Annotated in this window: 20 protein-coding genes; 15 read left to right on the top strand and 5 right to left on the bottom strand. The window is 64.4% G+C overall.

Annotated features, from left to right (window positions below; translation table 11 throughout):
• Positions 1-93: 93 nt before the first annotated feature.
• Both purL and APH27_RS19920 read left to right on the top strand, forming a co-directional pair.
• A complete protein-coding gene (gene purL / locus APH27_RS19925) occupies positions 94-3993 on the top strand; it encodes a phosphoribosylformylglycinamidine synthase (protein ID WP_027920138.1) in 3900 nt (1299 codons plus the stop codon).
• Positions 3994-3996: 3 nt separating this feature from the next.
• A complete protein-coding gene (locus APH27_RS19920; RefSeq protein ID WP_027920137.1) occupies positions 3997-4308 on the top strand; it encodes an NGG1p interacting factor 3 protein, NIF3 in 312 nt (103 codons plus the stop codon).
• Between the two features lie 41 nt (positions 4309-4349).
• Here APH27_RS19920 and APH27_RS19915 read toward each other — a convergent pair whose 3' ends face one another.
• The 4 genes from APH27_RS19915 to tatA form a co-directional block, all read right to left on the bottom strand.
• The gene (locus APH27_RS19915) at positions 4350-6386 is read right to left on the bottom strand and encodes an HET-C-related protein (RefSeq protein ID WP_060485707.1); all 2037 of its coding nucleotides are present in this window, start codon (positions 6384-6386) and stop codon (positions 4350-4352) included.
• 112 nt (positions 6387-6498) lie between these two features.
• A complete protein-coding gene (gene tatC, locus APH27_RS19910) occupies positions 6499-7242 on the bottom strand; it encodes a twin-arginine translocase subunit TatC (RefSeq protein ID WP_060485706.1) in 744 nt (247 codons plus the stop codon).
• The gene (gene tatB, locus APH27_RS19905; RefSeq protein WP_027920135.1) at positions 7239-7529 is read right to left on the bottom strand and encodes a Sec-independent protein translocase protein TatB; all 291 of its coding nucleotides are present in this window, start codon (positions 7527-7529) and stop codon (positions 7239-7241) included. The genes tatC and tatB overlap by 4 nt, the downstream gene beginning before the upstream one ends.
• On the bottom strand, positions 7529-7762 hold the full coding sequence (gene tatA, locus APH27_RS19900; RefSeq protein ID WP_027920134.1) for a twin-arginine translocase TatA/TatE family subunit: 234 nt from the start codon (positions 7760-7762) through the stop codon (positions 7529-7531). The genes tatB and tatA overlap by 1 nt, the downstream gene beginning before the upstream one ends.
• 146 nt (positions 7763-7908) lie before the next feature.
• Between tatA and gspK the strand changes: the two genes are divergently transcribed.
• Positions 7909-8874, top strand: coding sequence for a type II secretion system minor pseudopilin GspK (gspK, locus tag APH27_RS19895; RefSeq protein ID WP_060485705.1), 966 nt, complete (start codon positions 7909-7911; stop codon positions 8872-8874).
• 134 nt (positions 8875-9008) lie between these two features.
• On the opposite strand, the gene APH27_RS19890 is transcribed toward gspK, so the two are convergent.
• Complete coding sequence (locus APH27_RS19890; protein WP_060485704.1) at positions 9009-11087, bottom strand: PhoX family phosphatase; 2079 nt, start codon at positions 11085-11087, stop codon at positions 9009-9011.
• Between the two features lie 223 nt (positions 11088-11310).
• On the opposite strand from APH27_RS19890, the gene APH27_RS19885 reads away from it, so the two are divergent.
• The 12 genes from APH27_RS19885 to APH27_RS19830 all read left to right on the top strand — a co-directional run bounded on the left by APH27_RS19885 (position 11311) and on the right by APH27_RS19830 (position 22078).
• The gene (locus tag APH27_RS19885) at positions 11311-12951 is read left to right on the top strand and encodes a hypothetical protein (RefSeq protein ID WP_060485703.1); all 1641 of its coding nucleotides are present in this window, start codon (positions 11311-11313) and stop codon (positions 12949-12951) included.
• 17 nt (positions 12952-12968) lie between these two features.
• Positions 12969-13373 carry a pilus assembly protein PilZ gene (locus tag APH27_RS19880; RefSeq protein ID WP_371262724.1) on the top strand — a complete coding sequence of 135 codons (405 nt, stop codon included), beginning with the start codon at positions 12969-12971 and terminating at the stop codon, positions 13371-13373.
• 3 nt (positions 13374-13376) lie between these two features.
• Entirely contained in the window at positions 13377-15329 is a 1953-nt protein-coding gene (gene gspD, locus APH27_RS19875; RefSeq protein ID WP_156335900.1) for a type II secretion system secretin GspD, read from the top strand.
• The gene (locus APH27_RS19870) at positions 15329-16777 is read left to right on the top strand and encodes a GspE/PulE family protein (protein WP_060485701.1); all 1449 of its coding nucleotides are present in this window, start codon (positions 15329-15331) and stop codon (positions 16775-16777) included. Before gspD ends, APH27_RS19870 begins: the two co-directional genes overlap by 1 nt.
• Before the next feature lie 3 nt (positions 16778-16780).
• On the top strand, positions 16781-17983 hold the full coding sequence (gspF, locus tag APH27_RS19865; RefSeq protein WP_060485700.1) for a type II secretion system inner membrane protein GspF: 1203 nt from the start codon (positions 16781-16783) through the stop codon (positions 17981-17983).
• Between the two features lie 17 nt (positions 17984-18000).
• Positions 18001-18435 (top strand): type II secretion system major pseudopilin GspG, encoded by a 435-nt coding sequence (gene gspG, locus APH27_RS19860; protein WP_060485699.1) that lies wholly within the window; start codon positions 18001-18003, stop codon positions 18433-18435.
• Between the two features lie 3 nt (positions 18436-18438).
• Positions 18439-18876: a type II secretion system minor pseudopilin GspH gene (gspH, locus tag APH27_RS19855; RefSeq protein ID WP_060485698.1), complete on the top strand. Its 438-nt coding sequence runs from the start codon at positions 18439-18441 to the stop codon at positions 18874-18876.
• Positions 18873-19241, top strand: a complete 369-nt coding sequence (locus tag APH27_RS19850) for a type II secretion system protein GspI (RefSeq protein ID WP_027920124.1) — start codon at positions 18873-18875, stop codon at positions 19239-19241. Before gspH ends, APH27_RS19850 begins: the two co-directional genes overlap by 4 nt.
• Positions 19242-19375: 134 nt before the next feature.
• On the top strand, positions 19376-19966 hold the full coding sequence (locus APH27_RS19845; protein ID WP_027920123.1) for a type II secretion system protein J: 591 nt from the start codon (positions 19376-19378) through the stop codon (positions 19964-19966).
• Positions 19963-21039: a type II secretion system protein GspL gene (locus APH27_RS19840; protein ID WP_060485709.1), complete on the top strand. Its 1077-nt coding sequence runs from the start codon at positions 19963-19965 to the stop codon at positions 21037-21039. The genes APH27_RS19845 and APH27_RS19840 overlap by 4 nt, the downstream gene beginning before the upstream one ends.
• Positions 21036-21422 (top strand): type II secretion system protein GspM, encoded by a 387-nt coding sequence (gene gspM, locus APH27_RS19835; RefSeq protein WP_027920121.1) that lies wholly within the window; start codon positions 21036-21038, stop codon positions 21420-21422. Before APH27_RS19840 ends, gspM begins: the two co-directional genes overlap by 4 nt.
• Complete coding sequence (locus tag APH27_RS19830; protein ID WP_060485697.1) at positions 21419-22078, top strand: type II secretion system protein N; 660 nt, start codon at positions 21419-21421, stop codon at positions 22076-22078. Before gspM ends, APH27_RS19830 begins: the two co-directional genes overlap by 4 nt.
• The last annotated feature ends 148 nt before the right edge of the window (positions 22079-22226 follow it).

Below are 22226 nucleotides of genomic sequence, written 5' to 3'. Positions count from 1 at the left end.
GGCAGCCATGGCTTAGAGCGGGTGCCGAAAGCCGTCGAATTAGGCTAGAATGCACGGCCTCTAAGCACACCCCTTCCTGAGGCTGTCCCGACGATGTTGATCCTGCGCGGCGCTCCTGCCCTTTCTGCCTTTCGCCACGGTAAATTACTCGAGCAACTGAGCCAGAAAGTCCCCGCTGTTACTGGTTTGTATGCCGAATTTGCCCACTTCGCCGACGTTGACGGCGAGCTGACCGCCGACCAGCAGCAGGTGCTGGGCCGTCTGCTCAAATACGGCCCGAGCGTGCCGGTACAGGAGCCGACCGGCCGCCTGTTCCTGGTTGTGCCGCGCCTGGGTACCATCTCGCCATGGGCCAGCAAGGCCAGCGACATCGCCCACAACTGCGGCCTGCAGTCGATCCAGCGCCTGGAGCGCGGCATCGCCTACTACGTCGCCGGTGAGCTGAGCGATGCCGACGCCGCGGTCGTCGCCGCCGAGCTGCACGACCGCATGACCCAACGCGTGCTGGCCCAGCTGGAGCAGGCATCCGACCTGTTCAGCCACGCCCAGCCCAAGCCGATGACCTCGGTCGACATCCTGGCCGGTGGCCGCGGCGCGCTGGCCAAGGCCAACATCGACCTGGGCCTGGCCCTGGCCGAAGACGAGATCGACTACCTGGTCAACGCCTTCCAGGGCCTCAAGCGCAACCCGAACGACATCGAACTGATGATGTTCGCCCAGGCCAACTCCGAGCACTGCCGCCACAAGATCTTCAACGCCAGTTGGGACATCGACGGCCAGGCTCAGGAAAAGAGCCTGTTCGGCATGATCAAGAACACCTACCAGATGCACAACGAAGGCGTGCTGTCGGCTTACAAGGACAACGCCTCGGTGATCGTAGGCAGCGTCGCCGGGCGCTTCTTCCCGAACCCTGAAACCCGCCAGTACGGCGCGGTGCAGGAGCCGGTGCACATCCTGATGAAGGTCGAGACGCACAACCACCCGACCGCCATCGCCCCGTTCTCCGGCGCTTCCACGGGCTCCGGCGGCGAAATCCGCGACGAAGGCGCGACCGGCCGTGGCGCCAAGCCAAAAGCCGGCCTGACCGGCTTCACCGTGTCCAACCTGCGCATCCCGGGCTTCGAGCAGCCATGGGAGCAGGCCTACGGCAAGCCGGAGCGTATCGTCGAAGCCCTCGACATCATGATCGAAGGCCCGCTGGGCGGTGCTGCGTTCAACAACGAATTCGGTCGCCCGGCCCTGACCGGCTACTTCCGTACCTTCGAGCAGGCCATCAATACCCCGCATGGCGAAGAAGTGCGCGGCTACCACAAGCCGATCATGCTCGCCGGCGGCATGGGCAACATCCGTGAAGACCACGTGCAGAAGGGCGAGATCACCGTCGGCGCCAAGCTGATCGTGCTCGGTGGCCCGGCCATGCTCATCGGCCTGGGCGGCGGCGCTGCCTCGTCGGTGGCGACCGGTGCCAGCTCGGCTGACCTGGACTTCGCTTCGGTACAGCGCGAAAACCCGGAAATGGAGCGCCGTTGCCAAGAGGTCATCGACCGCTGCTGGCAGCTGGGTGACAAGAACCCGATCGCCTTCATCCATGACGTTGGCGCCGGTGGTATCTCCAACGCCTTCCCTGAGCTGGTCAACGACGGTGGCCGCGGTGGCCGCTTCGAGCTGCGCAACGTGCCCAACGACGAGCCGGGCATGGCCCCGCACGAAATCTGGAGCAACGAGTCGCAAGAGCGTTACGTGCTGGCCGTCAGCGCCGTTGACTTCGAGCGCTTCCAGGCCATTTGCGAGCGCGAGCGCTGCCCGTTCGCCGTGGTCGGTGAAGCGACCGAAGAGCCGCACCTGACCGTCACCGACAGCCACTTCGGCAACACGCCAGTGGACATGCCGCTCGACGTACTGCTGGGCAAACCGCCGCGCATGCATCGTTCGGTCACCCGCGAAGCCGAGCTGGGCGATGACTTCGACCCAAGCAAGCTGGACCTGGACCAGGCTGTCCAGCGCGTGCTGAACCACCCGGCCGTGGCCAGCAAGAGCTTCCTGATCACCATCGGCGACCGCACCATCACCGGCCTGGTTGCCCGCGACCAGATGGTCGGCCCGTGGCAGGTGCCGGTGGCCGACTGCGCCGTCACCGCCACCAGCTTCGACGTCTACACCGGCGAAGCCATGGCGATGGGCGAGCGTACCCCGCTGGCGCTGCTGGATGCCCCGGCTTCCGGGCGCATGGCAATCGGCGAGACCCTGACCAACCTGGCTGCAGCACGCATCGAGAAGCTGTCTGACATCAAACTGTCGGCCAACTGGATGTCCGCTGCCGGCCACCCGGGTGAAGATGCGCGCCTGTACGACACCGTCAAGGCTGTGGGGATGGAGCTGTGCCCGGAGCTTGGCATCACCATTCCGGTCGGCAAAGACTCGATGTCGATGAAGACCAAGTGGAGCGAAGAGGGCGTCGAGAAGAGCGTCACCTCGCCGATGTCGCTGATCATCACTGGCTTCGCACCGGTCACTGACATCCGCCAGACCCTGACCCCGCAACTGCGCATGGACAAGGGCGAGACCGACCTGATCCTGATCGACCTGGGCCGCGGCAAAAACCGCATGGGCGCCTCGATCCTGGCCCAGACCTACGGCAAGATCGCGGCCCAGGCACCGGACGTTGACGACGCCGAAGACCTCAAGGCGTTCTTCGCCGTGATCCAGGGCCTGAACGCCGACGGTCACCTGCTGGCTTACCACGACCGTTCCGACGGCGGCCTGTTGACCACCGTGCTGGAAATGGCCTTCGCCGGCCACTGCGGCCTCGACCTGCAACTCGACCCGCTGACCGACAGCAAGGCCGACGTGGCAGCCATCCTCTTCAACGAAGAGCTGGGTGCAGTCATCCAGGTACGCCAGGATGCCACCCCGGACGTACTGGCACAGTTCAGTGCCGCCGGCCTGGGCGAAGAGTGCGTCGCGGTGATCGGTAAACCGATCAACAATGGTGAAGTCTCCATCAGCCTCAACGGCGAAGTGCTGTTCGACGACGACCGTCGCATGCTGCAACGCCAGTGGGCCGAAACCAGCTATCAGGTCCAACGCCTGCGCGACAACGCCGACTGTGCCGACCAGGAATTCGACCTGCTGCTCGAGGAAGAAAACCCGGGCCTGTCGGTCAAGCTGGGCTACGACGTCAACGATGACATCGCCGCACCGTACATCAAGACGGGTGTGCGCCCGCAAGTGGCGATCCTGCGCGAGCAGGGCGTCAACGGCCAGGTCGAAATGGCTGCCGCCTTCGACCGTGCAGGTTTCGCTGCCATCGACGTGCACATGAGCGACATCCTCGCCGGCCGTGTCGACTTCGAAGCCTTCAAGGGCCTGGTTGCCTGCGGTGGTTTCTCCTACGGTGACGTGCTGGGCGCCGGTGAAGGCTGGGCCAAGTCGGCGCTGTTCAACAGCCGCGCCCGCGATGCCTTCCAGGCCTTCTTCGAGCGTACCGACAGCTTCGCCCTGGGCGTGTGCAACGGTTGCCAGATGATGTCCAACCTGCACGAGTTGATCCCGGGCACCGAGCACTGGCCGCACTTCGTGCGCAACCGTTCGGAGCAGTTCGAGGCGCGCGTGGCCATGGTCGAGGTGCAGAAGTCCAACTCGATCTTCCTGCAGGGCATGGCCGGTTCGCGTATGCCGATCGCCATCGCCCACGGTGAAGGCCATGCCGAGTTCGCCAGCGAAGAGGCACTGCTGGCAGCTGACCTGTCCGGTTGCGTGGCCCTGCGCTACGTCGACAACCACGGCAAGGTGACCGAAGCCTACCCGGCCAACCCGAACGGCTCGCCGCGTGGTATCACCGGCCTGACCAGCCGCGATGGCCGCGTGACCATCATGATGCCGCACCCGGAGCGTATGTTCCGCGCCGTGCAGAACTCCTGGCGCCCGGATGAGTGGCAGGAAGACGCCGCGCTGATGCGTATGTTCCGCAACGCCCGCGTGTGGGTGAACTAAGGCGTGTACAAGCTCGCCTTCTTCGTCCCGGCCAGCCATGTTGAAGGGGTCAAGGCCGCCGTGTTCGCCGCAGGTGGTGGGCGTATCGGCGACTATGACCACTGCGCCTGGCAGGCCTTGGGCCAAGGTCAGTTTCGCCCGTTGGACGGCAGCCAGCCGTTCCTCGGGCAAACCGGCCAGGTCGAGGTGGTCGAGGAGTGGAAGGTGGAGCTGGTGGTAGCCGACGACCTGATCGCTCAGGTCGTCGCTGCGCTCAAGCTGAGCCACCCGTACGAGACGCCAGCCTATGAGGTTTGGCGCCTGCTGGATATCTGAATCCGGTACGGTGTTGCTGCCGCTTAGGCTGAGAAGGCGCTTCAGCCGAATGGTAATAGGTTGTTAAGTATTTCCAGATCTTTGATCGTAGAATGCTGATTGAGGTTTTCGAGGTTCCTCAATCTTTCACGGGCTTGCTGCTGATATGCTGCTCGGCGTTCGCTCAAACTTCCGCTCGAACATCCATCGTTAATGTTGTCCTGATTACTGACTGCCCAAGCCTGGACGATATCGTCCTGCCAGTCACTGGCATCAGGATGTGTGAAGTAGCTCTTTGCCAACGATGCCGGGTCTCTACCTGTATCACCCTGCCAATACTGATACATCGCACGGCCCACTTCCTCTACCGCATACTGCGCCAGTAGTGACGACAGGGTATGAAATGGGTGGGTGTCATGATCCTTTGCCAGCTGCGAATGGGTCGGATGGGTATCGTCGTCGATATTTGGATCCTTACCCAGCAACAGTTGAAGATCATCGATGTTGTCGCCAGCCCATGTCAGCAAGTTCTGGAAGACCAAGTCGATCAAATGGCTGATAGCCTTCAACGGTATCTTCACCACATGGTTCGTAAGCCCCAGCCAGTTGTACCATGGCTGTTCCGCCGCTTTGTCGCGCAGGGCCAGGTAGCTCTCCAACGTCTGCAGCCACTCTGGGTCTTCGTGTTCTCGGAGCAAGATCAACAGCATTTGCTCTGTATCACTACGTTCACCCGGACGGGTTGGGGCGTATTCGAGACCCTTGGCGGGGAACAGAACTTTGGCTACCGGTTCGAGCACACTGCCAAGGACATCAGTCCCACTGAACAGGCCGGTTACCAAGGGCCGTTCATGCCGGACCTGTTTTTTTGTTGTCCAGGCAAGCACCTCGGTGTGACCGACCTTGCGAAGGCTCAGTTCGACGAAGTTCGAGTGAGCGAAGAGGTCTTCCAGTACATGCAGCGCTTCGCCAAAAAAGCGCATGCCTTCTGGTGTTGGACCCGCGTTCGACGCATCTATGATCTTTTGATACATGTAGTCTTGGGCAGGCTCGAAATAACGATACATGGACCGGTCGTGATCCAGTTGCATGTATTCATGGTCCGATTGCCGCAAAGGCTCGAAGTCTGGATCGATTGATTGTGGGTCGGTAGCTTCATCTAAGGTAAGCGGATTATCGATATGTTCGGAAGGCCGATACACACCCAGCATTTTCTCATTTACCTTGTAGGTTTCGCGGTCTTCAGGGGTAGTCTGGAGGCTGTGAAACTCCTTCAGTGCCAGGAAATCCACGAGATTGGTCAGGGTGGCTCTTGAGAGTTTGCGTGGAAAGTCCTTCGGTTCATGTTCTGCACGAACGAGCTTGGGGTCGACCAATTGCGAGTAATCGCGCAGCCAGTTGCCGAAGTAGATTGCTTTGCGCTGCTCAGGCGTAAAACCTGCAGTTGCCAGAGCCTTTTCGATGGATTCATGGCCAAAAGACTGGTCTGAACCGCTCCCAGTCCCAGCTGAAAATCTGAGTGTCGGGAAGATCTTCTCCTTGATCATCCCGCCATCGATCTGGTCGCCCTTCGGCGGGAGGCTCAAGTTGAGCAGTATCGTTTCGGAAAAATCTTCCCCTTCTATTTTTGCAATGACTGTTCCGTTACCGGTTGAACGATCGAGGAGGGCCAGCGTGGCGAGATACTGTTCAGCTGCTTCTTTTATTGAGCTGTCGGCAGCATCGGCGCCGACGAGATACCCGACGTGATCAGCAAATGCCCTGAGTATGGCCATCAGCAGCAATGGAGTCGTGTGCGGTTGCTCCAGGGCTTGTTCTATGGCAGCAAGGTCCACTTCGATGGTTTGGCTAGCGCGGTCGTAGCTGGCCGTCTTAGGACTGTCCTCTACCATTCGATAAGCAGGATTGGTTACCGCGCCTGCGCGAAGGTCATCGTGCAGTTTGGTAATGGGCTCCACGGGAAGCCCATAGCCGTATATCGACTTCAAGGTCAGTTCAAAGGTGCGCTGGCTTGTGGTCTTCGCAATGCCCATCAATTGGTCGAGGGCATGAGTACTTTCAAAGGAAGCCTGAGTCGGAACGTTAACAGAGGTGGGCATAACCTATTGCCTTCATTGATCAGAGGGCGCCCAGCATGTGCCCCTCTGTACTTTTTAGACATCAGGGATGGCTTCCAGCTTTGATTGCCCACACGGCGGCCATCTTCACGCGTCAATGGTTGCTTTCAGGTTTTCTGAGCAAGCGGCAGGCAACTAACCCCACTTCGAACAGCATCCACATGGGGATCGCGAGCATAGTCTGAGAAAACACGTCAGGAGGTGTCAGAATCATCCCGACCACGAAGCAGCCAACGATCACGTAAGGCCTGCTGCTGCGCAATGTAGCCACGTTGGCCAGCCCGACCCAGACCACGATGAAGGTCGCCACCGGGATCTCGAAAGCCAACCCGAACGCCAGGAACAGCGCCATGATGAAGTCCAGGTACTGGCTGATGTCGGTCATCATCGCCACACCATCCGGTGTCACACTGGCAAAGAAGCCGAACATCATCGGGAATACCAGGTAGAACGCGAAGGCCATGCCGGCATAGAACAGCAGTATGCTCGACACCAGCAACGGCAGGGCGATGCGCCGCTCGCGGCGGTACAACCCCGGAGCGAGGAAGCCCCAGGCCTGGTGCAGCAACAGTGGCATGGCCACGAACAGCGCGCACATCGCCGTCAGCTTGAAAGGCGTGAGGAACGGCGAAGTGACGCTGGTGGCGATCATGCTGGCGCCTTCCGGCAGGAAGCGGCGCAGCGGTTCCGAGATCAACGTGTAGAGCTGCTGGGCAAATGGAAACAACCCGGCGAATACCAGCGCCAGCAGCAACAGGCAGCGCACCAGGCGCTTGCGCAGGTCCCGCAGGTGGTCGGTCAATGGCATGCGTGCTGCCGGGTCCAGGGCAATGCTCATGGGCTGCTCTCCCGGGCGATGCTACCAGGTATGGCGTCACCGGCCGATTCCACCTTGAGGCTGATGCCCTGGCGAATTTCCTGCTCCAGGCGCTGCAAGGGCGCGCTGTCCAGGTTGGGCATGTCAATCTCGCGTTCCATCTGTGCGCGTAACCCGTTCATCGCCCGGCGCGCCTGGCCAAGGCCCCGGCCCAAGGTGCGTGCCGCGACGGGCAGGCGCTCGGGGCCAAGCACCAGCAGCGCGACGACGCCTACCAGCAAGAGCTCGCTGAAACCGATCTCGAACATCAGGCTTGGCGATCCGCTTGCGGCTGCTGTGCCGCCTGGGCGGTTACCGATGGCTGCTGCTGCACGTTAGCGGCACCTGGTGCGCAGGCGTCATGATCGCCGCCCATGGATTTGCGAAAGCCCTGGATCGCTTCGCCGACATCGCTGCCCAGGCCCTTGAGGCGCTTGGTGCCAAACAGCAGGAACACGATCAGCAGTACGATCACCAGTTGCCAGATTCCGATGCCACCCATTTCGACCACTCCTGTAAGGTCATGAAAATGAAGGCCAATCCTGCCGCTTGCAGATGACGCCAACATGACTGCAAGGCCATTGCAACCTGACTGCAACAACCCGCGTGTTGACTGGCGCCTTTCGGTGATTGAAGAGGGGGCGCGGGATGAGTGGCAAGCGGCAGCAGGGCGCGGCACTGCTGATGGTGATGGTGGTGCTGGCCATGCTTGCCGCAGGCATGGCCTGGTTGGTGGAGGATGGCCGGCGGCAGGTGGATGATGTGCAGTTGCTGCGTCAGCGGGTGCAGGTGCGAGCGATGGAACAGGCCGGCCTGGCCTATGCCGAGCAGGCCCTGCGTGACCCTGCCTGGCGGCTCAGCCCATTGTTCTGGCAAGCCTTGCGCGGGCAACCGTTGAAGTACGATTTCGGTGCCGGGCAGGCGCAATTACGGGTGCGTGACCAGCACACCTGCTTCAATGTGAATGCGCTGCTGGGGGCCGACGGCGAGCGCGCCGAGCGCCAGCTCAAGCACCTGCTGGGGGACGACATGGCCGCCGAGCGCCTGGTCGATGCACTGGCCGACTGGCTCGACAGTGACAGCGATGCCCGCCTGCAGGGGGCCGAAAGCGCCCAGTACCTGCGCCAGCAACCGCCGCGGCTGGCGGCCAACCAGCCGATGCTCGATACCAGTGAGCTGAACCTGCTGCTTGAGCCAGACGCTGCACGCCAGCGCCGCTACCCGATGCTGTGCGCCTTGCCGCAGACCGCGGGCTGGCGCTTGAATGCCAATGCCCTTGGGCTGGAGCACTTGCCGTTGCTCGATGCGTTGTATGAGGGGCGTTACCCGCGTTCGTTGCTTGCCCGCATTGTCAGCGGGCGGCCGGCGTCGGGGTATGAGGATGCCTCGGCATTGCGCCAGGCGCTGGGGGCAGTGGATGACGAGACATTCGAGCGGTTGAGCGAAGGCTTGCTGCTCAACAGTGGGCATTATCTGTTGCAGCTGTCGTTCGAGGAGCAGGGCAGGGTGATGCGCAGCGAGTTTCAGGTGGAGGCTTTAGGGGTGGTGCAGTGGCATGCCCGTGTGCCGGCGCAACAGGTACGGGTGCGCAGCCGTGAGCCGATGGCCTGGTGAGGCTGGAGATTGCCGGGGCTGCTCTGCAGCCCATTCGCGATACAAGGCCGCTCCTACAAAGGATCGCACAAATCCTGTAGGAGCGGCCTTGCGTCGCGAAAGGGCCGCAAAGCGGCCCTCGGTGCACAGATCAATCAGGCGGTCCCGATCTCCCCGCCATCATTACGCTGAATCACTACCGTTGTAGCCCTCGGCCGTACCTTGGCCCCGGCCGGAGTGGCATCGGTGGCCTTGTCGGTATACGGCCAGTTGTCCGGGTGCTGGATGTTGATGAACAAGGTCTTGTTGTCCGGCGTGAAGCTGATGCCGGTTACCTCGCAACCGTTCGGCCCTACAAAGAAGCGGCGCAGGGCCGTCTGGTTCTGGGCATTGATTGGCACCTGCTTGCCGCTGGCATCGACCAGGTCGGTGGGGATCACCGCCAGCAGTTGGTCGTTGGTGTAGTCGGTGAGGGTGGTCTCGCCGTTGTCGGTCTCGAACCACAGCACGCCTCGGCTATCGAAGCTCATGCCGTCGGGGCTTGCGAACTGGTTGAGTTCGGTCAGGCCCGAGCGGTTGATGTCGGCAGTACCGGCGGCGTTGGCGCCGAACACGAAGATGTCCCAGGTGAAGCTCAGCTGGTCGTCGCTGTCATGCCAGCGGATGATGTGGCCGTGGCGGTTCGGGCCGCGTGGGTTGGCCGCATCGACCTTTTGCGCAGTACGCGCGCTGTTGTTGGTCAGGGTCAGGTAGGCATCGCCGTTGAGCGGGTTGACGGCGGTCCACTCCGGGCGGTCCATCGGCGTGGCGCCCACGGCATCGCCGGCACCTCGGGTGTTGAGGATGATGCCTGCCAGGTCACCGTACAATGCACCGAGGGTGCTGCCAGCGGTAGTGGCGGTATTCACATCGAGCAGCAGCCACACGCCGGTACCGTCGGCATTGAAGCGGGCGACGTACAGCTTGCCCTGGTCCAGGTACTTGGCACCGGTGGCCAGGCGGTCGGCCGGGTTGGCGTCGGCGGCATCCCACACGGCCGCGGAAACCCACTTGTACAGGTACTCGTTGTTCGAGTCGTCGCCCATGTACCAGACCAACGGCTTGCCGACCACCGGCAGGCCCGGGCAGCAGCCTTCGTGGCGGAAGCGGCCCAGGGCCGTGCGCTTGGTGGCCAGGGTGCTGCTGTTGTACGGGTCGATCTCGACGATGTAGCCATAGGTGCTGGCTTCGTTACGGTAGTCGTCGGTGGCGGCGGCACCCTTGACGGTCACGTCGAAACGGGCGAATTCATCGGCGACTTCGGTACTGTCACCGGCAGCGCTTTCCCACTTGTACTGGCCACTGGAGGTGCCGACGCCGATGCGGCGCTGGTCTTCCGGGCGGGTGCCCTTGTTGACGAAGATGCCCGGCCAGTTCTCTTCGCAGGTCAGGTAGGTGCCCCACGGGGTGTAGCCGTTGCCGCAGTTGTTGTTGGTGCCGCGGCAGTGGGTGCCGTCGGCCGAATACTTGGTCTTGACGTGGTCGGTGCCGCGCAGCGGCCCGGTCAGCTCCATGCGCGAGGCGGTAGTGAAGCGGCGGTTGAGCGGGTCGTTATCGACTACCTGCCAGCGGCCGTTGACCTTCTGCAGGCGTACCACGCCAGCGCCGTGGGCGTTGATTTCCTTGCGCACTTCTTCGGCCGGGCGCTTGCCGCTGGCGTCGGTGGTCGGGCCGTTGGGGTGCAGGGCAGCGGTGTCGATGTATTCGAAGTTGATCGCCAGCAGGCCGTCTTCAGAGCTGCCGTTGATCGGGAAAAAGTGCATGCCGTCGTGGTGCATGCCCATGGCATTGGCCTGGTCGGTCGAGGTGTTGCTGCCGTCCGATTTCCACGGGTTGCCGTTGCTGTTCAGCGGCGTGCCCCAAGGGGCCAGCACGTAGGCGCTGTAGCCGGCAGCAACCACGCAGGCGTCGGTGCGCGAGCCTGGGATGGATTGGAAGCCCAAGGCCAGTTTTGGCTCTTCGGGTTCGGTCACAGGCGGTTGAGTCACCGGTGGCTCGGTTGTGCCCGGATCGTCATCGGAGCCGCCACCACTGTCGAAGCAGCCGGTCAGGCCGGTACCGGCAATCATGGCAATGGCGGCGCCCAGGCTGCCGCGCATCACGCTGCGACGGCTCAGGTAAGCGTCCATGACGCTGGCCATCGGCAGGTTGCCGCTGTGGTTGCGGTCCAGGTTATCGCCGGTATCTCGACTCATCAGGGTGTCCTTGTAGTGGCTGAGTTAGAGGAAACCGCGACTTTAGGGCGCTACTGTGATGATTCATTGGCAGAATTATTAACGGGTTTTTAAAACTGTAAGTTCTTATTGCAAATAAAGTCAGATCAATCTGGAATGATTGTCGGATTTTTGCCATTAAACTGTCATGCCAACGCCGCAACATCCGGGCCCAACGAGAACTCGGATAAGGATGGCGGGCCCGATGGCAAGCAGTGTGAACAGGCGCGAATTGATCAGCTGGATGGGTGTCGGTGCGCTGGCACCGTTGCTCGGCGCCTGCTCTGCGTTGCCAGGGCAGGGGGGAGGCAGCGCCCGTGTGGATCTGCTGTACGTCGCCGACACCCTCGACGCACGCCAACCGGGCCTGCCAGTCGTGCCGGCCACGCGTCTGGGCCCGGTCAGCCACCTGGGCCGGGCGCCGTGGATGACGGGGTCAAGTGCCAGCCTGGCTTACCCTCGGTTGGCGCCTTTGCTCGATGCCAACCAGGCGGCGGGCGTCAAGCTGGGCGGCTATGCCGTGCTTGCGGCGTTGCTGGAGCAACTGCGTGGCGAAGCCGGGCCGGGCAACAGCCTGACCCTGGAGAATGGCCAAGGCTGGAACGGCAGTGGCCTGGCCTACCTCACCCAGGGCGAAAGCGGTGTACAAGGCAGCCAGTTGCTGGGCAGCGAGGCGCGGGTAAGCAGCGATGAACGCGTGCTCTGGCCCCAGCGCAGCGCGGCGCTTTACCGCCAGTCTTCCGCTATCACCCTCGCTGCCGGGCTCACGGGCGATCAGCGCAAGTCGCTGAACCTTGAGGCCCTGCACGTCTTCGACCGCGGTGGTGCGCGCATCGCTGTGGTCGGCGTCACAGACCCGTACGCCCAGGACCAGAAAGCCTCGCTGAAACAGTGGTACCAGTCACTGCTGCCGACCTTCGAGCAGGCCCGTCGCCAGGCCGACCTGGTCGTGGCGATGGCCGATGTCGGCACCGGGCCAGGCCTGTGGCTGGCTGAGCGGCTGACAGAAGTCGACGTACTGCTTTGTGCCCGTGGCCAAGACCTGTGGCCAGCACCGGTACAGGCCACCCAGGCCAGTGGCCGGCGGGTGCCGGTGCTGTTCGCCGGCTGCCGTGGTAGCGGTGCATTCCGTTTACGTTGCCAGCAGGTCGCCGGGCAATGGCAGTTCGACGGGCAATTCTTCCCGGCTTTTGAGCGCTACCTGGCCCCCGCCGCGCAGATGCGCGCCAGCCAGTTGCGGGATGAACTGCACCAGCAACGTGCCGGCCACGCGGCATGGCTCGACCAGCCACTGGCGCACGCGCCGCAGGCCCTGTGGCGGCGCGACACCCGTGGCGGCAGTTGGGACCGCCTGCTGCACCAGGCTTTGGCTGATGACGGCAGCATGCCAGTGCTACTGCCAGGCCTGCGCTACGACTACCCGCTGGCGGCGGGCGAAGCCATTACCCGCGAGCACCTGATCAGCCTGACCGGTGGTTACCCTGCACCGGTAGTCGAGGCCCCGGCCCGGCAAGTCGAACAGGTGCTGGAGAACGCCGCCGAGCAACTGTTTGGTGACCCGCTGCTGCTCGACAACAGCCAGGACCTGCCGCGCTGGCAGGGTCAGGCCTGGCGTGTGAGCTACAGCCCGCAAGGCAAGCGCATCACTGGTGTCGAAGCGCTGCAGGGCCAGTGCCGCACCTTTGGCCTGCAATTCGAAGCCCGGGCGGGCGAGCCCCTGTGGCAACGTGTCGAGGGCTGGCTGGCGCGGCAGAAGGCCGACTGGCAGCTGGCAGCACTGCAACTGCCCGAGGTGCGCTACGTGCAAGGCCACCCAGGCTGGCACCCGCGGCAGGCTGTTTCGTGAGCCTGGTTTCACGCGTGATGACCGGCGGCCTGCTGACCCTGGCCGGCTGGCTGGCCGCCCAATGCGTGCTGCAGCTGGGGCGCCAGCCGCAGCCGGCCAGCCCGGCGCAGGTCGCCGCTACCCCGCTGCCAGGCCTGCTGATTGGCCACTGGCAGCCCGCCGCGGATGACGGCGCAATCGCCATCACCCGCCTGCCTTTGCAGTACCTCGGCGGCCTCAAGGCCCAACCGCTGTCGGCCAGTGTGGTAGTGCTGCGCTACGGCCAGCAGGTGCGCACACTCGGCCGTGGGCAGCGCCTGGCACCCGGCATCGTATTGCAGGACATCGACGCCGATGGCCTGATTTTCGACAACCAGGGGCGGCGCGAACGCCTGCCCTGGCCGCCACGCCCCGCCGTGACCGGCTTCAAGCGCCAAGGATGAATGATGTTTGCCAGATACTGCGTGGCTGCGGCCTTGAGCCTGGGCCTGTCACTCGCCTGGGCAGAAGAGCCGGAAACCTTCGATGACAACGGCACGCCGTTGTACGAGGTGAACTTCGTCGACACCGAACTGGGCGAATTCATCAACAGCGTGTCGCGCATCACTGGCACCACCTTCATCGTCGACCCGCGGGTCAAGGGCAAGGTCACCGTGCGCACCGTCGACCGCCACGATGCCGATGCCATCTACGACATCTTCCTCGCCCAGCTGCGCGCTCAGGGCTACGCCGCTGTCGACCTGCCCAACGGCAGCGTGAAGATCGTTCCTGACCAGGCCGCACGCCTGGAGCCGGTGCCGGTCGAGCCAGCGGGCAAACAAGGCGAGGGCAGCGATAGTGTGGCCACCCGGGTGTTCAATGTGCGCAATGCCGCCAGCGAACAGATGCTCGGCATCCTCAAGCCGCTGATCGACCCCCGCGTTGGCGTGATCACGCCGTACCCCGCGGCCAACCTGCTGGTGGTCACCGATTGGCGCAGCAACCTGCAACGCATCGACAGCCTGCTGCGCCAGCTCGACCAGGTCAGTGACGAGCCGCTGCAGGTAATGCCGCTGCGCCATGCCAGCGCTGTCGACACCGCCCAGTTGCTCACCCGCCTGCTGGCCCGCGAGCAAGGCGTCGACAGCACGCAAGTGGTCGCCGACCCGCGCAGCAATGCCTTGCTGGTACGCGGCAGCACCGAGCGGGTGCGGGCATTGCTCGGCCAGCTCGACCGCCCCAGCGACAACCAGCACAACAGCAATACCCAGGTCATGTACCTGCGCCACGCCAATGCGGCTGAAGTGGTCAAGGTGCTGCGCGGCCTCAGCCAGGAAGGCGCAGTGCCTGGCGAAGCGGCAGGCGAAGGAGAGGGCAAGGAGCGCCCGGTGATGGCTGCCGCCAGCGACTCCGGCATCCGTCTTGAATACGAAGAAGGCACCAATGCCGTGGTCATGGTCGGCCCCGACAGCGAACTGGCGGCCTACCGCTCGATCGTCGAACAGCTGGACATCCGCCGCGCCCAGGTGGTGGTCGAGGCGATCATCGCCGAGGTGTCCGACAGCCGCGCCCAGGAGTTGGGCGTGCAGTGGTTGTTCGCCGATGAGAAGTTCGGCGCCGGCATCGTCAACTTCGGCAGCAACGGGGTAAACATTGCCAACATCGCCGGCGCTGCCGCCAGTGGCGACAACGAGGCACTGGGTGACCTGCTGTCGTCCACCGCCGGGGCTACGGCCGGCTTTGGCCATATCGGCGGCGGTTTCAACTTCGCCATGTTGATCAACGCCCTCAAGGGCAAGAGCGGCTTCAACCTGTTGTCGACACCAACCCTGCTGACCCTGGACAACGCCGAGGCGTCGATCCTGGTCGGCCAGGAGGTGCCTTTCGTGACCGGCTCGGTCACCCAGAACAACGCCAACCCTTACCAGACCATCGAGCGCAAGGAAGTCGGCGTGAAACTGCGCATCAAGCCGCAGATCAACATCGACAACAGCGTGCGCCTGGACATCGTCCAGGAGGTCTCGTCGATTGCCGATTCCAGGGCCGCCAGCGACGTGATCACCAACAAGCGCGAGATCAAGACCAAGGTCATGGTCGAAGACAACGGCCTGGTCATCCTCGGCGGGCTGATCAGCGACGAACTCAGCACCAGCGACCAGCGCGTGCCGTTTCTGGGTGACATTCCCGGCCTGGGCCGGCTGTTCCGTTCCGATGCCAGCAAGAACACCAAGCAGAACCTGATGGTGTTCATCCGCCCGCGCATCCTGCGCGATGGGCCGAGCCTGGCAGGCCTGAGCGAAGACAAATACCGCACCTTGCAGCAGACCACGCCGTTGCAGTTGCCCGACCTGGCCGAGGGCACGCCGTTGCTGCAGGTGTTCCCCGCCAGCCGTGCGCGCCTTGAAGGCGGTAACTGGTGATGTTGCCTTATCGGCTGGCCCGGCAGGCCGGGTTGGCCATGGCTGCGGCTGAAGAAGGCTGGCAGCTGTGGCTGCGCAGCGACGCCGACAGCGACCAGCTGCAGGAATTGCTGCGCGTGCATGGCCGGCCCATGGCGCTGGAATACCTTGAGCCTGCGGAGTTCGACAAGCGCCTTGGCCAGCTTTATGAAGCCGGCCAAGGCGCGACCGAAGCGCTGATCGAAGGTATCGGCGAGCAGGTCGACCTCGACAGCCTGATGAGCGAAATGCCGCGTATCGAGGACTTGCTCGAAAGCGACGACGAAGCCCCGGTGATCCGCCTTATCAACGGCTTGTTCGGCCAGGCGCTGCGGCTGCGTGCCTCGGACATTCACATCGAAACCTTCGAGCAGAGCCTGGTGGTGCGCTTGCGCGTCGATGGCCACCTGCGCGAGGTGCTGCGGCCACCGCGGGCACTGTCGGCGATGCTGGTGTCGCGGATCAAAGTCATGGCACGGCTGGACATTGCCGAGAAACGCCAGCCTCAGGATGGCCGCATCACCTTGCGCGCGGCAGGTCGGGAAGTGGACGTGCGGGTGTCGACGCTGCCTGGCATCCACGGTGAGCGTGTGGTGATGCGGGTGCTCGACAAGCAGGCCAGCCTGCTGGCGCTAGGCAATTTGGGCATGCCCGCTGCCGTGCTGCAGGGCTTGCGCAGTTGCCTGGCGCGGCCCAACGGCATCGTCCTGTCCACCGGCCCGACCGGCTCGGGCAAGACCACCACGCTGTACGCCAGCCTCAACAGCCTCAATGACGGCAGCCGTAACATCCTCACCGTCGAGGACCCCGTGGAATACGCCATCGCCGGCATTGGCCAGACCGCCATCAACCCACGTGCGGGGTTGACGTTCGCCAGTGGCCTGCGCGCCATTCTGCGCCAGGACCCGGACGTGATCATGCTGGGTGAAATCCGCGACCAAGAGACCGCGCAGATCGCCGTGCAGGCCAGCCTCACTGGCCACCTGGTGCTGTCGACGCTGCACACCAACAGCGCGGTGGGTGCAGTCACGCGCTTGCGCGACATGGGCATCGAGCCGTTCCTGATCGCCTCGTGCCTTCGCGGTGTGCTGGCCCAGCGGCTGGTCAGGCGGCTGTGCCAGTGTGCGGTTGCGCAACCCTTGCAGCCGGCCGAACGCGCCCTGTGGCCGGAACTGGCGGCACTGCACAGCAGCTATCACGCGGTCGGTTGCGAGCACTGCCAGGGCAGCGGGTATGTCGGCCGCCTGGGGCTTTATGAATTCATCGAACTGGATACCGGCCTGGTCGGCCTGCTGTACGACGGTGCCAGCGAACTGGCCATGCAGGATTACCTGGCCGAGCGCCGGCAAAGCCTGGTGGCGATGGCCAGCGACTGCCTGGCCCGCGGCGAAACCAGCCTGGCCGAAGTGCTGCGTGTGGTGCAGGGCTGACCGATGCCGACCTTTCGCTACCAAGCCGTCGACCTCGCCGGCAAGACCCACAAAGCCAGCCTGCAGGCTGACAGCGAACGCCATGCACGCCAGCTGCTGCGCGAGCAGGGCTTGTTCCCGCGGCAACTGCAACGGCATGAAGCCGGCAGCCGCCAACCGCGCCGCCAACGCCTGAGCCGGGCCCAGCTGTGCGAGCTGACCCGCCAGCTGGCAACCCTGACCGGTGCCGGTATCCCGCTGGTCGATGCGCTGGCCACGCTTGAACGGCAACTGCGCGAACCGGCCTTGCATGGCGTGTTGGTGGCCTTGCGCGGCTCGCTGGCTGAAGGCCTCGGCCTAGCCCGCAGCCTTGCCCGTCAAGGGGCGCCTTTTACCGGTTTGTACTGCGCGCTGGTCGAGGCCGGCGAGCGCTCCGGGCGCCTGGCCCAGGTGCTGACCCGGCTGGCCGATCACCTCGAGCAGGTGCAGCGCCAGCAGCACAAGGCGCGCACCGCACTGATCTACCCCTGCGTGCTGATGGGCGTGTCGCTGGCAGTGGTGGTCGGCCTGATGACCTTCGTCGTGCCCAAGCTCACCGAACAGTTCGCCCACGCCGGGCAGAGCCTGCCGTTGATCACCTCGCTGCTGATCGGCCTGAGCCAGGGCTTGGTGCATGCAGGCCCGTGGCTGCTAGGGCTGGCGCTGGCTTTCGGCGTGCTGGGCAGCTGGCTGCTGCGCACGCCGCAGTGGCGCCTGCGCCGCGACGAACTGCTGCTGCGCCTGCCGCGCATCGGCCTATTGCTGCAGGTGCTGGAAAGCGCCCGCCTGGCACGCAGCCTGGCGATCCTCTGCAGCAGTGGCGTGGCCCTGCTCGAAGCGTTGCAGGTGGCCACCGAAACCGTTGGCAACCGGCGCATTCGCCTGGCCATGGAGCAAGTGCGCCAGCAGGTGCAGGGCGGCACCAGCCTGCACCGCGCCCTGGATGCCAGCCAACAGTTCCCGCCATTGCTGGTGAACATGGTCGGCAGCGGCGAGGCCAGCGGCACCTTGGCCGACATGCTCGAACGCGTCGCCGACGACCAGGAGCGCGGTTTTGCCCGCCAGGTGGACACCGCCATGGCGCTTTTCGAACCCCTGATGATCCTGGTGATGGGCGCCGTGGTGCTGTTCATCGTGCTCGCGGTGCTGTTACCGATCATGCAACTCAACCAGGGCCTGCAACTGTGAAAACAAGGAGTACTTCCATGCAGCATCGACGCAACCGCCAGCGCGGCTTCACCCTGATGGAAATCATGGTGGTGATCTTCATCATCGGCCTGCTGATCGCCGTGGTCGCGCCCAGCGTGCTGGGCAATCAGGACAAGGCCATGAAACAGAAAGTCATGGCCGACCTGGCGACCCTGGAGCAGGCGCTGGACATGTACCGCCTGGACAACCTGCGCTTCCCCAGCAACGAACAGGGACTGGCCGCGCTGGTGAAAAAACCGACCCAGGAGCCCCTGCCACGCAGCTGGCGCAGCGACGGCTATGTGCGCCGCCTGCCGGAAGACCCATGGGGCACCCCATACCAGTACCGCATGCCCGGTGAGCATGGGCGGGTCGATGTGTATTCGCTGGGCGCCGATGGGGTGCCCGGTGGCGAAGGCCAGGATGCTGACCTTGGTAACTGGGCGTTGTGACCGATGCGCGACCAGCGTGGCTTCAGCCTGCTCGAATTGCTGGTGGTTCTGGCGATTGCTGGGCTCATGACCGGCATGGCGGTGGCCTGGCTCGACAGTGGCAAGGCCAGCGTCGACCAGGCGCTGCAACGGCTGGCCGTGGAAACCCGCAGCCAGGCGGCGCTGGCCCGGCATGCCGGGCAACTGCGTGGGCTGCGCTGGACCGGTCAGCGACCGGAGTTCGTGCGCCGTGAAGGCGACGGCTGGGTGGTCGAGGCAGGCGCCCCGCTTGATTGGCCAAAGGGCCTGCGCCCTGACTGGCCGGCCAGCGCGCAGCCACGTGTTCTGTTCACGCCGCAGGGCTGGGCGCAGCCGGGCTCGGTGCACTGGCGCTGGGCGCAAGGCCGCCAGCGTTGGGAGTGGGGCCGTGACGGCCAGTTGCGTGTGGCGATGGCGCCATGAGACGCAAGCAGCGCGGGTTCACCTTGCTGGAAGTGACCGTGGCCCTGGCGATCGCTGCGGTGCTGGCGGTCATCACCAGCCAGGTGTTGCGCCAGCGCCTGGCGGTGCAGGCCAACGTGCAGCAGCATCGTCTGGGCGTGCTCTGCGCTCGGGAGCTGCAGGCGCGCTTTGCCGTCGAGCAGTATTGGCCGGCCAGCAACCAGGTCGATGGCGTACTCAGTCAAGGTGGCCAAGCCTGCCATTGGCAAATGCAGCTGCGCCGCACCGGCGTGCGCGACCTGCGCCGTGGCGAGCTGCAGCTGTATGCCGACCGCGACCAGCGCGTGCCGTTAGGGCAGTACACCCTGTTTCTGGAGCAGCCATGATTGGCAACGCTCGTGAAACTTGCGCGGACCTTGTGGGAACGGTTTTACCCGCGAAGCAGGCATCGCGGTGCATGGCACCGGCTTTGCCGGTGTTCGCGGGTGAACCCGCAACCGCAGGGGGGCAGTGTCTGCCCCTGAAACGGCGTCAGGCGGGCCTGACGCTAATCGAACTGATGGTGGCCATGGCCCTGACCGCGCTGCTCGGGGTCATGCTGGCGGCGTTGGTCAACGGCTGGCTCAAGGTGCGCGAGCGGCTACAGGTAAACACGCAGGAAACCAGCGTGCTGGAGTTCTGTCTGGCCCTGGAACGGCGCTTCGACAGCCCGGTGTTGCGCCGCCTGTATGAACAGCGTCTGCCCCTGGCCAGTCGCTGGTTCGACTGGCAGGCCGACCGCCAGCAGTTGCTGTGGGTGGCCGCCGCCGCCTTGCCCGAGGCCGAAGGCGGCTCGCGCCTGCAACGCCAGCGCGTGCGCTTTGATGTGCGTGATCAGCGCCTGCTGTTGGAGAGCTCCGCCGATCTCTACGCCGCCAGCGAGCCGCGCTGGGTGCTGCGCGAGCAACTGCCGCGTGTCAGCGCCATCAATATTCTTTACCACCAGGGTGGTCGCTGGCTGCCCTGGCCCTCCGACCAACCCGCGCACCCCGGCCGTGGCGTGCGCCTGGAATTGCAGCGTGATGGAGCACCCTATGTCTGCACCTTCATCCTCCCTTGGGGGCGTTCATGACGTTTGAATGGCGCCGCGCTACGCCAGCGCGACCGTGGTTACTGCTGCGCCCGGGCGAAGTCTGGGACTGGCTACTGGTCGAGGCAGGTGTCACCCAGCGCCAAGGGCAGGGCGAGCCACCGGCGAACCTGCAGGCACGGGTGGCACTGATCGTCCCTGGCGAATGTTGCAGCCAGTTTCAGCTGGCTGCGCCTCCCGGGATCAAGCGTGACGAGTGGCCGTTGTTGCTGGAGGACCGCTTGCTGCAGAACCCGGATGAAGTGCTATGTGCCTGCCTTTCACGGCAGGCAGGGCAATTGCACCTGATGGCGGTGGAGCGTCGATTGCTGGAGCCGTGGCGCGAGCAATGTGCCGAGTGGGGGCTGCAGGTCGAGTGCTGCTGGGCCGAGTTCCAGCTGCTGCCCACTCCCGAGCCGGGCAGCGCATGGCAATGGCAGCGCACAGCGGACGTCTCCCTTTGCAAAGGGCGGGGCGAGGACGGAGTTGAACATTGGCTGGCCTGGCCCGCAGCGTTGGGCGAGCTGCCGCAGCAGCCTTGGTCGGGCCTGCACAAGCACGGGGTGACCAGCACTTGGCCCAGCTCATTGGCGGCACTCGACACATTGCCCAGCCTGTTTGATCGGCCCCGCCGGGCGCGTTCCCTATCACGGGTATCGCCGCAACAACTGCGCTTGCTTGTCGCTTGCCTGATGCTGGCCTCTGTGTGGGCCGGCCTCTGGCTGGGCCAGCAATGGCGGCAGGCGCAAACCTGGCGTGCGCAGGTGCTGGCGGTGACCGGAGAACAGGCCAGCGCCCGGCAAGCGGCGCAGGCCCTCAAGCGTATGCGGGAAACCGAACTGCAACAGCATTTGCGCGAACGTCAGCTCGAAGACCTGCAGGCACGTCTGCAAGCGTGGCTGCATGAGCACCCGTCCTGGCGCCTGCGTGCCGTGCGTTTCGATGGCCAACGTTGGCACCTGCGCCTGGATGGCGATGGCGCCGCGCCGCCGTGGACCGAGATGGCCAGCGCTGTGGGCGCTGCTGTGCAGGTACAGGACGGGCAGGTGGTGTTCGACCTGGGAGCAGCCACATGAATCGGGCCTGGATACAGCGTCATCGCCTGCGCCTGGCATGGGCCCTGATTGGCTGCCTGCTGGGCTTGTTGGCCGTGCGTGAAGGCCTGGCGCAATGGCGTGACCTGAGCCTGTGGCGCGAACTGGCAGCTCAAGCCGCAAACATTCAGGGCGGCCCGGGTGTGAGCCTGGAGCGCTTGCGCCAGTCAGCCCAGGCCCGGCGAATCGATCTGACTGACGTCGATGTGCAAGGCAAAAACTGGCAACTGCGGGGTCAGGTAGCGGATGAGCGTGTGTTGCAGGGCTGGTTGCAAAGCCTGCGTGCGGAAGGTGTGCAGCCTTTGCAGTGGGGGCTTGAGCAGGATACCAAGGGCCTGCGCTTGGACCTGGTGCTGCAGCCATGAACCGTCGCGGGCTGTTGTGGTGCGTGATGGTGTTCTCCTTGACCTTGCTGGTGGAGTTGCCGGCCGCTTGGGTGGCGCGCGGAGTTGGCCTGCCGGCACGTGATGTCAGCGGCAGCTTGTGGCATGGCCAGGCACAGCAGTTGGGGCCGTTCGGGCCGCTGCGCTGGGCATTGCGGCCATGGCGCATGCAGGCCGATGCACAGCTCGGTTTCCAGGGCCAGGCCTGGCAATTGCGCGCCGAAGGCTGGCCATGGCGCTGGCGGCTGGAAGCTGCGGCATTGGCCGCCCAGGCAACAGTGCTGACGGATTACCGCCTGGCCGGGCAGTGGCAAGGGGGGCTGCGCTTGCAGGGCGCGGGGCGCCAGTGTCGCAGTAGCGAAGGGCGGCTGAGTGTTACTGACTTGGCCTTGAGTGAGCCATGGTCGCTGGGGTTGGGGCAGGGCTGGGTGGAAATGGATTGCCGCGCTGGCTGGCGTTTGCGTGGGCAATTGGCGCAGCAGGGGCAGCATGAGCTGAAGCTGGATGCTGACCTTGCGGGGCGTAAGGCTCAGGTGATGTTCGACTTGCAGAGTGAGGCGGCGCTGACGCCGTTGCTGCGAGGCGTGCAGTGGTTGGGGCCGCAGGCCCTGGTGGGGCGGCGCGAGGTGCGTTGGTAGGTTGGGTGAGGGATTGGGGGAGGGCCACCATGTGCCTGCCTTGAGATGTTCAGCGCCTGTAAGATCGAGCGCCGCCCGCGCGGCGCATCGCGGATAAATCCGCTCCTACATCTGTTGCAACGTGCCGAACCTGTTACGCCATGGTTGC

The sequence above is a fragment of the Pseudomonas sp. NBRC 111123 genome (assembly GCF_001320205.1).
In the GTDB taxonomy this organism is placed as follows: Bacteria; Pseudomonadota; Gammaproteobacteria; order Pseudomonadales; family Pseudomonadaceae; genus Aquipseudomonas; species Aquipseudomonas putida_J.
This window is presented reverse-complemented; position numbering and strand designations above follow the sequence as displayed.

Excerpts from the sequence above, each read along its gene's own strand:
- purL (WP_027920138.1), top strand. The coding sequence starts at position 94 with ATGTTGATCCTGCGCGGCGCTCCTGCCCTTTCTGCCTTTCGCCACGGT.
- APH27_RS19915 (WP_060485707.1), bottom strand. The coding sequence starts at position 6,386 with ATGCCCACCTCTGTTAACGTTCCGACTCAGGCTTCCTTTGAAAGTACT.
- tatC (WP_060485706.1), bottom strand. The coding sequence starts at position 7,242 with ATGAGCATTGCCCTGGACCCGGCAGCACGCATGCCATTGACCGACCAC.
- tatB (WP_027920135.1), bottom strand. The coding sequence starts at position 7,529 with ATGTTCGAGATCGGTTTCAGCGAGCTCTTGCTGGTAGGCGTCGTCGCG.
- tatA (WP_027920134.1), bottom strand. The coding sequence starts at position 7,762 with ATGGGTGGCATCGGAATCTGGCAACTGGTGATCGTACTGCTGATCGTG.
- gspK (WP_060485705.1), top strand. The coding sequence starts at position 7,909 with ATGAGTGGCAAGCGGCAGCAGGGCGCGGCACTGCTGATGGTGATGGTG.
- APH27_RS19890 (WP_060485704.1), bottom strand. The coding sequence starts at position 11,087 with ATGAGTCGAGATACCGGCGATAACCTGGACCGCAACCACAGCGGCAAC.
- APH27_RS19885 (WP_060485703.1), top strand. The coding sequence starts at position 11,311 with ATGGCAAGCAGTGTGAACAGGCGCGAATTGATCAGCTGGATGGGTGTC.
- APH27_RS19880 (WP_371262724.1), top strand. The coding sequence starts at position 12,969 with ATGACCGGCGGCCTGCTGACCCTGGCCGGCTGGCTGGCCGCCCAATGC.
- gspD (WP_156335900.1), top strand. The coding sequence starts at position 13,377 with ATGTTTGCCAGATACTGCGTGGCTGCGGCCTTGAGCCTGGGCCTGTCA.
- APH27_RS19870 (WP_060485701.1), top strand. The coding sequence starts at position 15,329 with ATGTTGCCTTATCGGCTGGCCCGGCAGGCCGGGTTGGCCATGGCTGCG.
- gspF (WP_060485700.1), top strand. The coding sequence starts at position 16,781 with ATGCCGACCTTTCGCTACCAAGCCGTCGACCTCGCCGGCAAGACCCAC.
- gspG (WP_060485699.1), top strand. The coding sequence starts at position 18,001 with ATGCAGCATCGACGCAACCGCCAGCGCGGCTTCACCCTGATGGAAATC.
- gspH (WP_060485698.1), top strand. The coding sequence starts at position 18,439 with ATGCGCGACCAGCGTGGCTTCAGCCTGCTCGAATTGCTGGTGGTTCTG.
- APH27_RS19850 (WP_027920124.1), top strand. The coding sequence starts at position 18,873 with ATGAGACGCAAGCAGCGCGGGTTCACCTTGCTGGAAGTGACCGTGGCC.
- APH27_RS19840 (WP_060485709.1), top strand. The coding sequence starts at position 19,963 with ATGACGTTTGAATGGCGCCGCGCTACGCCAGCGCGACCGTGGTTACTG.
- gspM (WP_027920121.1), top strand. The coding sequence starts at position 21,036 with ATGAATCGGGCCTGGATACAGCGTCATCGCCTGCGCCTGGCATGGGCC.
- APH27_RS19830 (WP_060485697.1), top strand. The coding sequence starts at position 21,419 with ATGAACCGTCGCGGGCTGTTGTGGTGCGTGATGGTGTTCTCCTTGACC.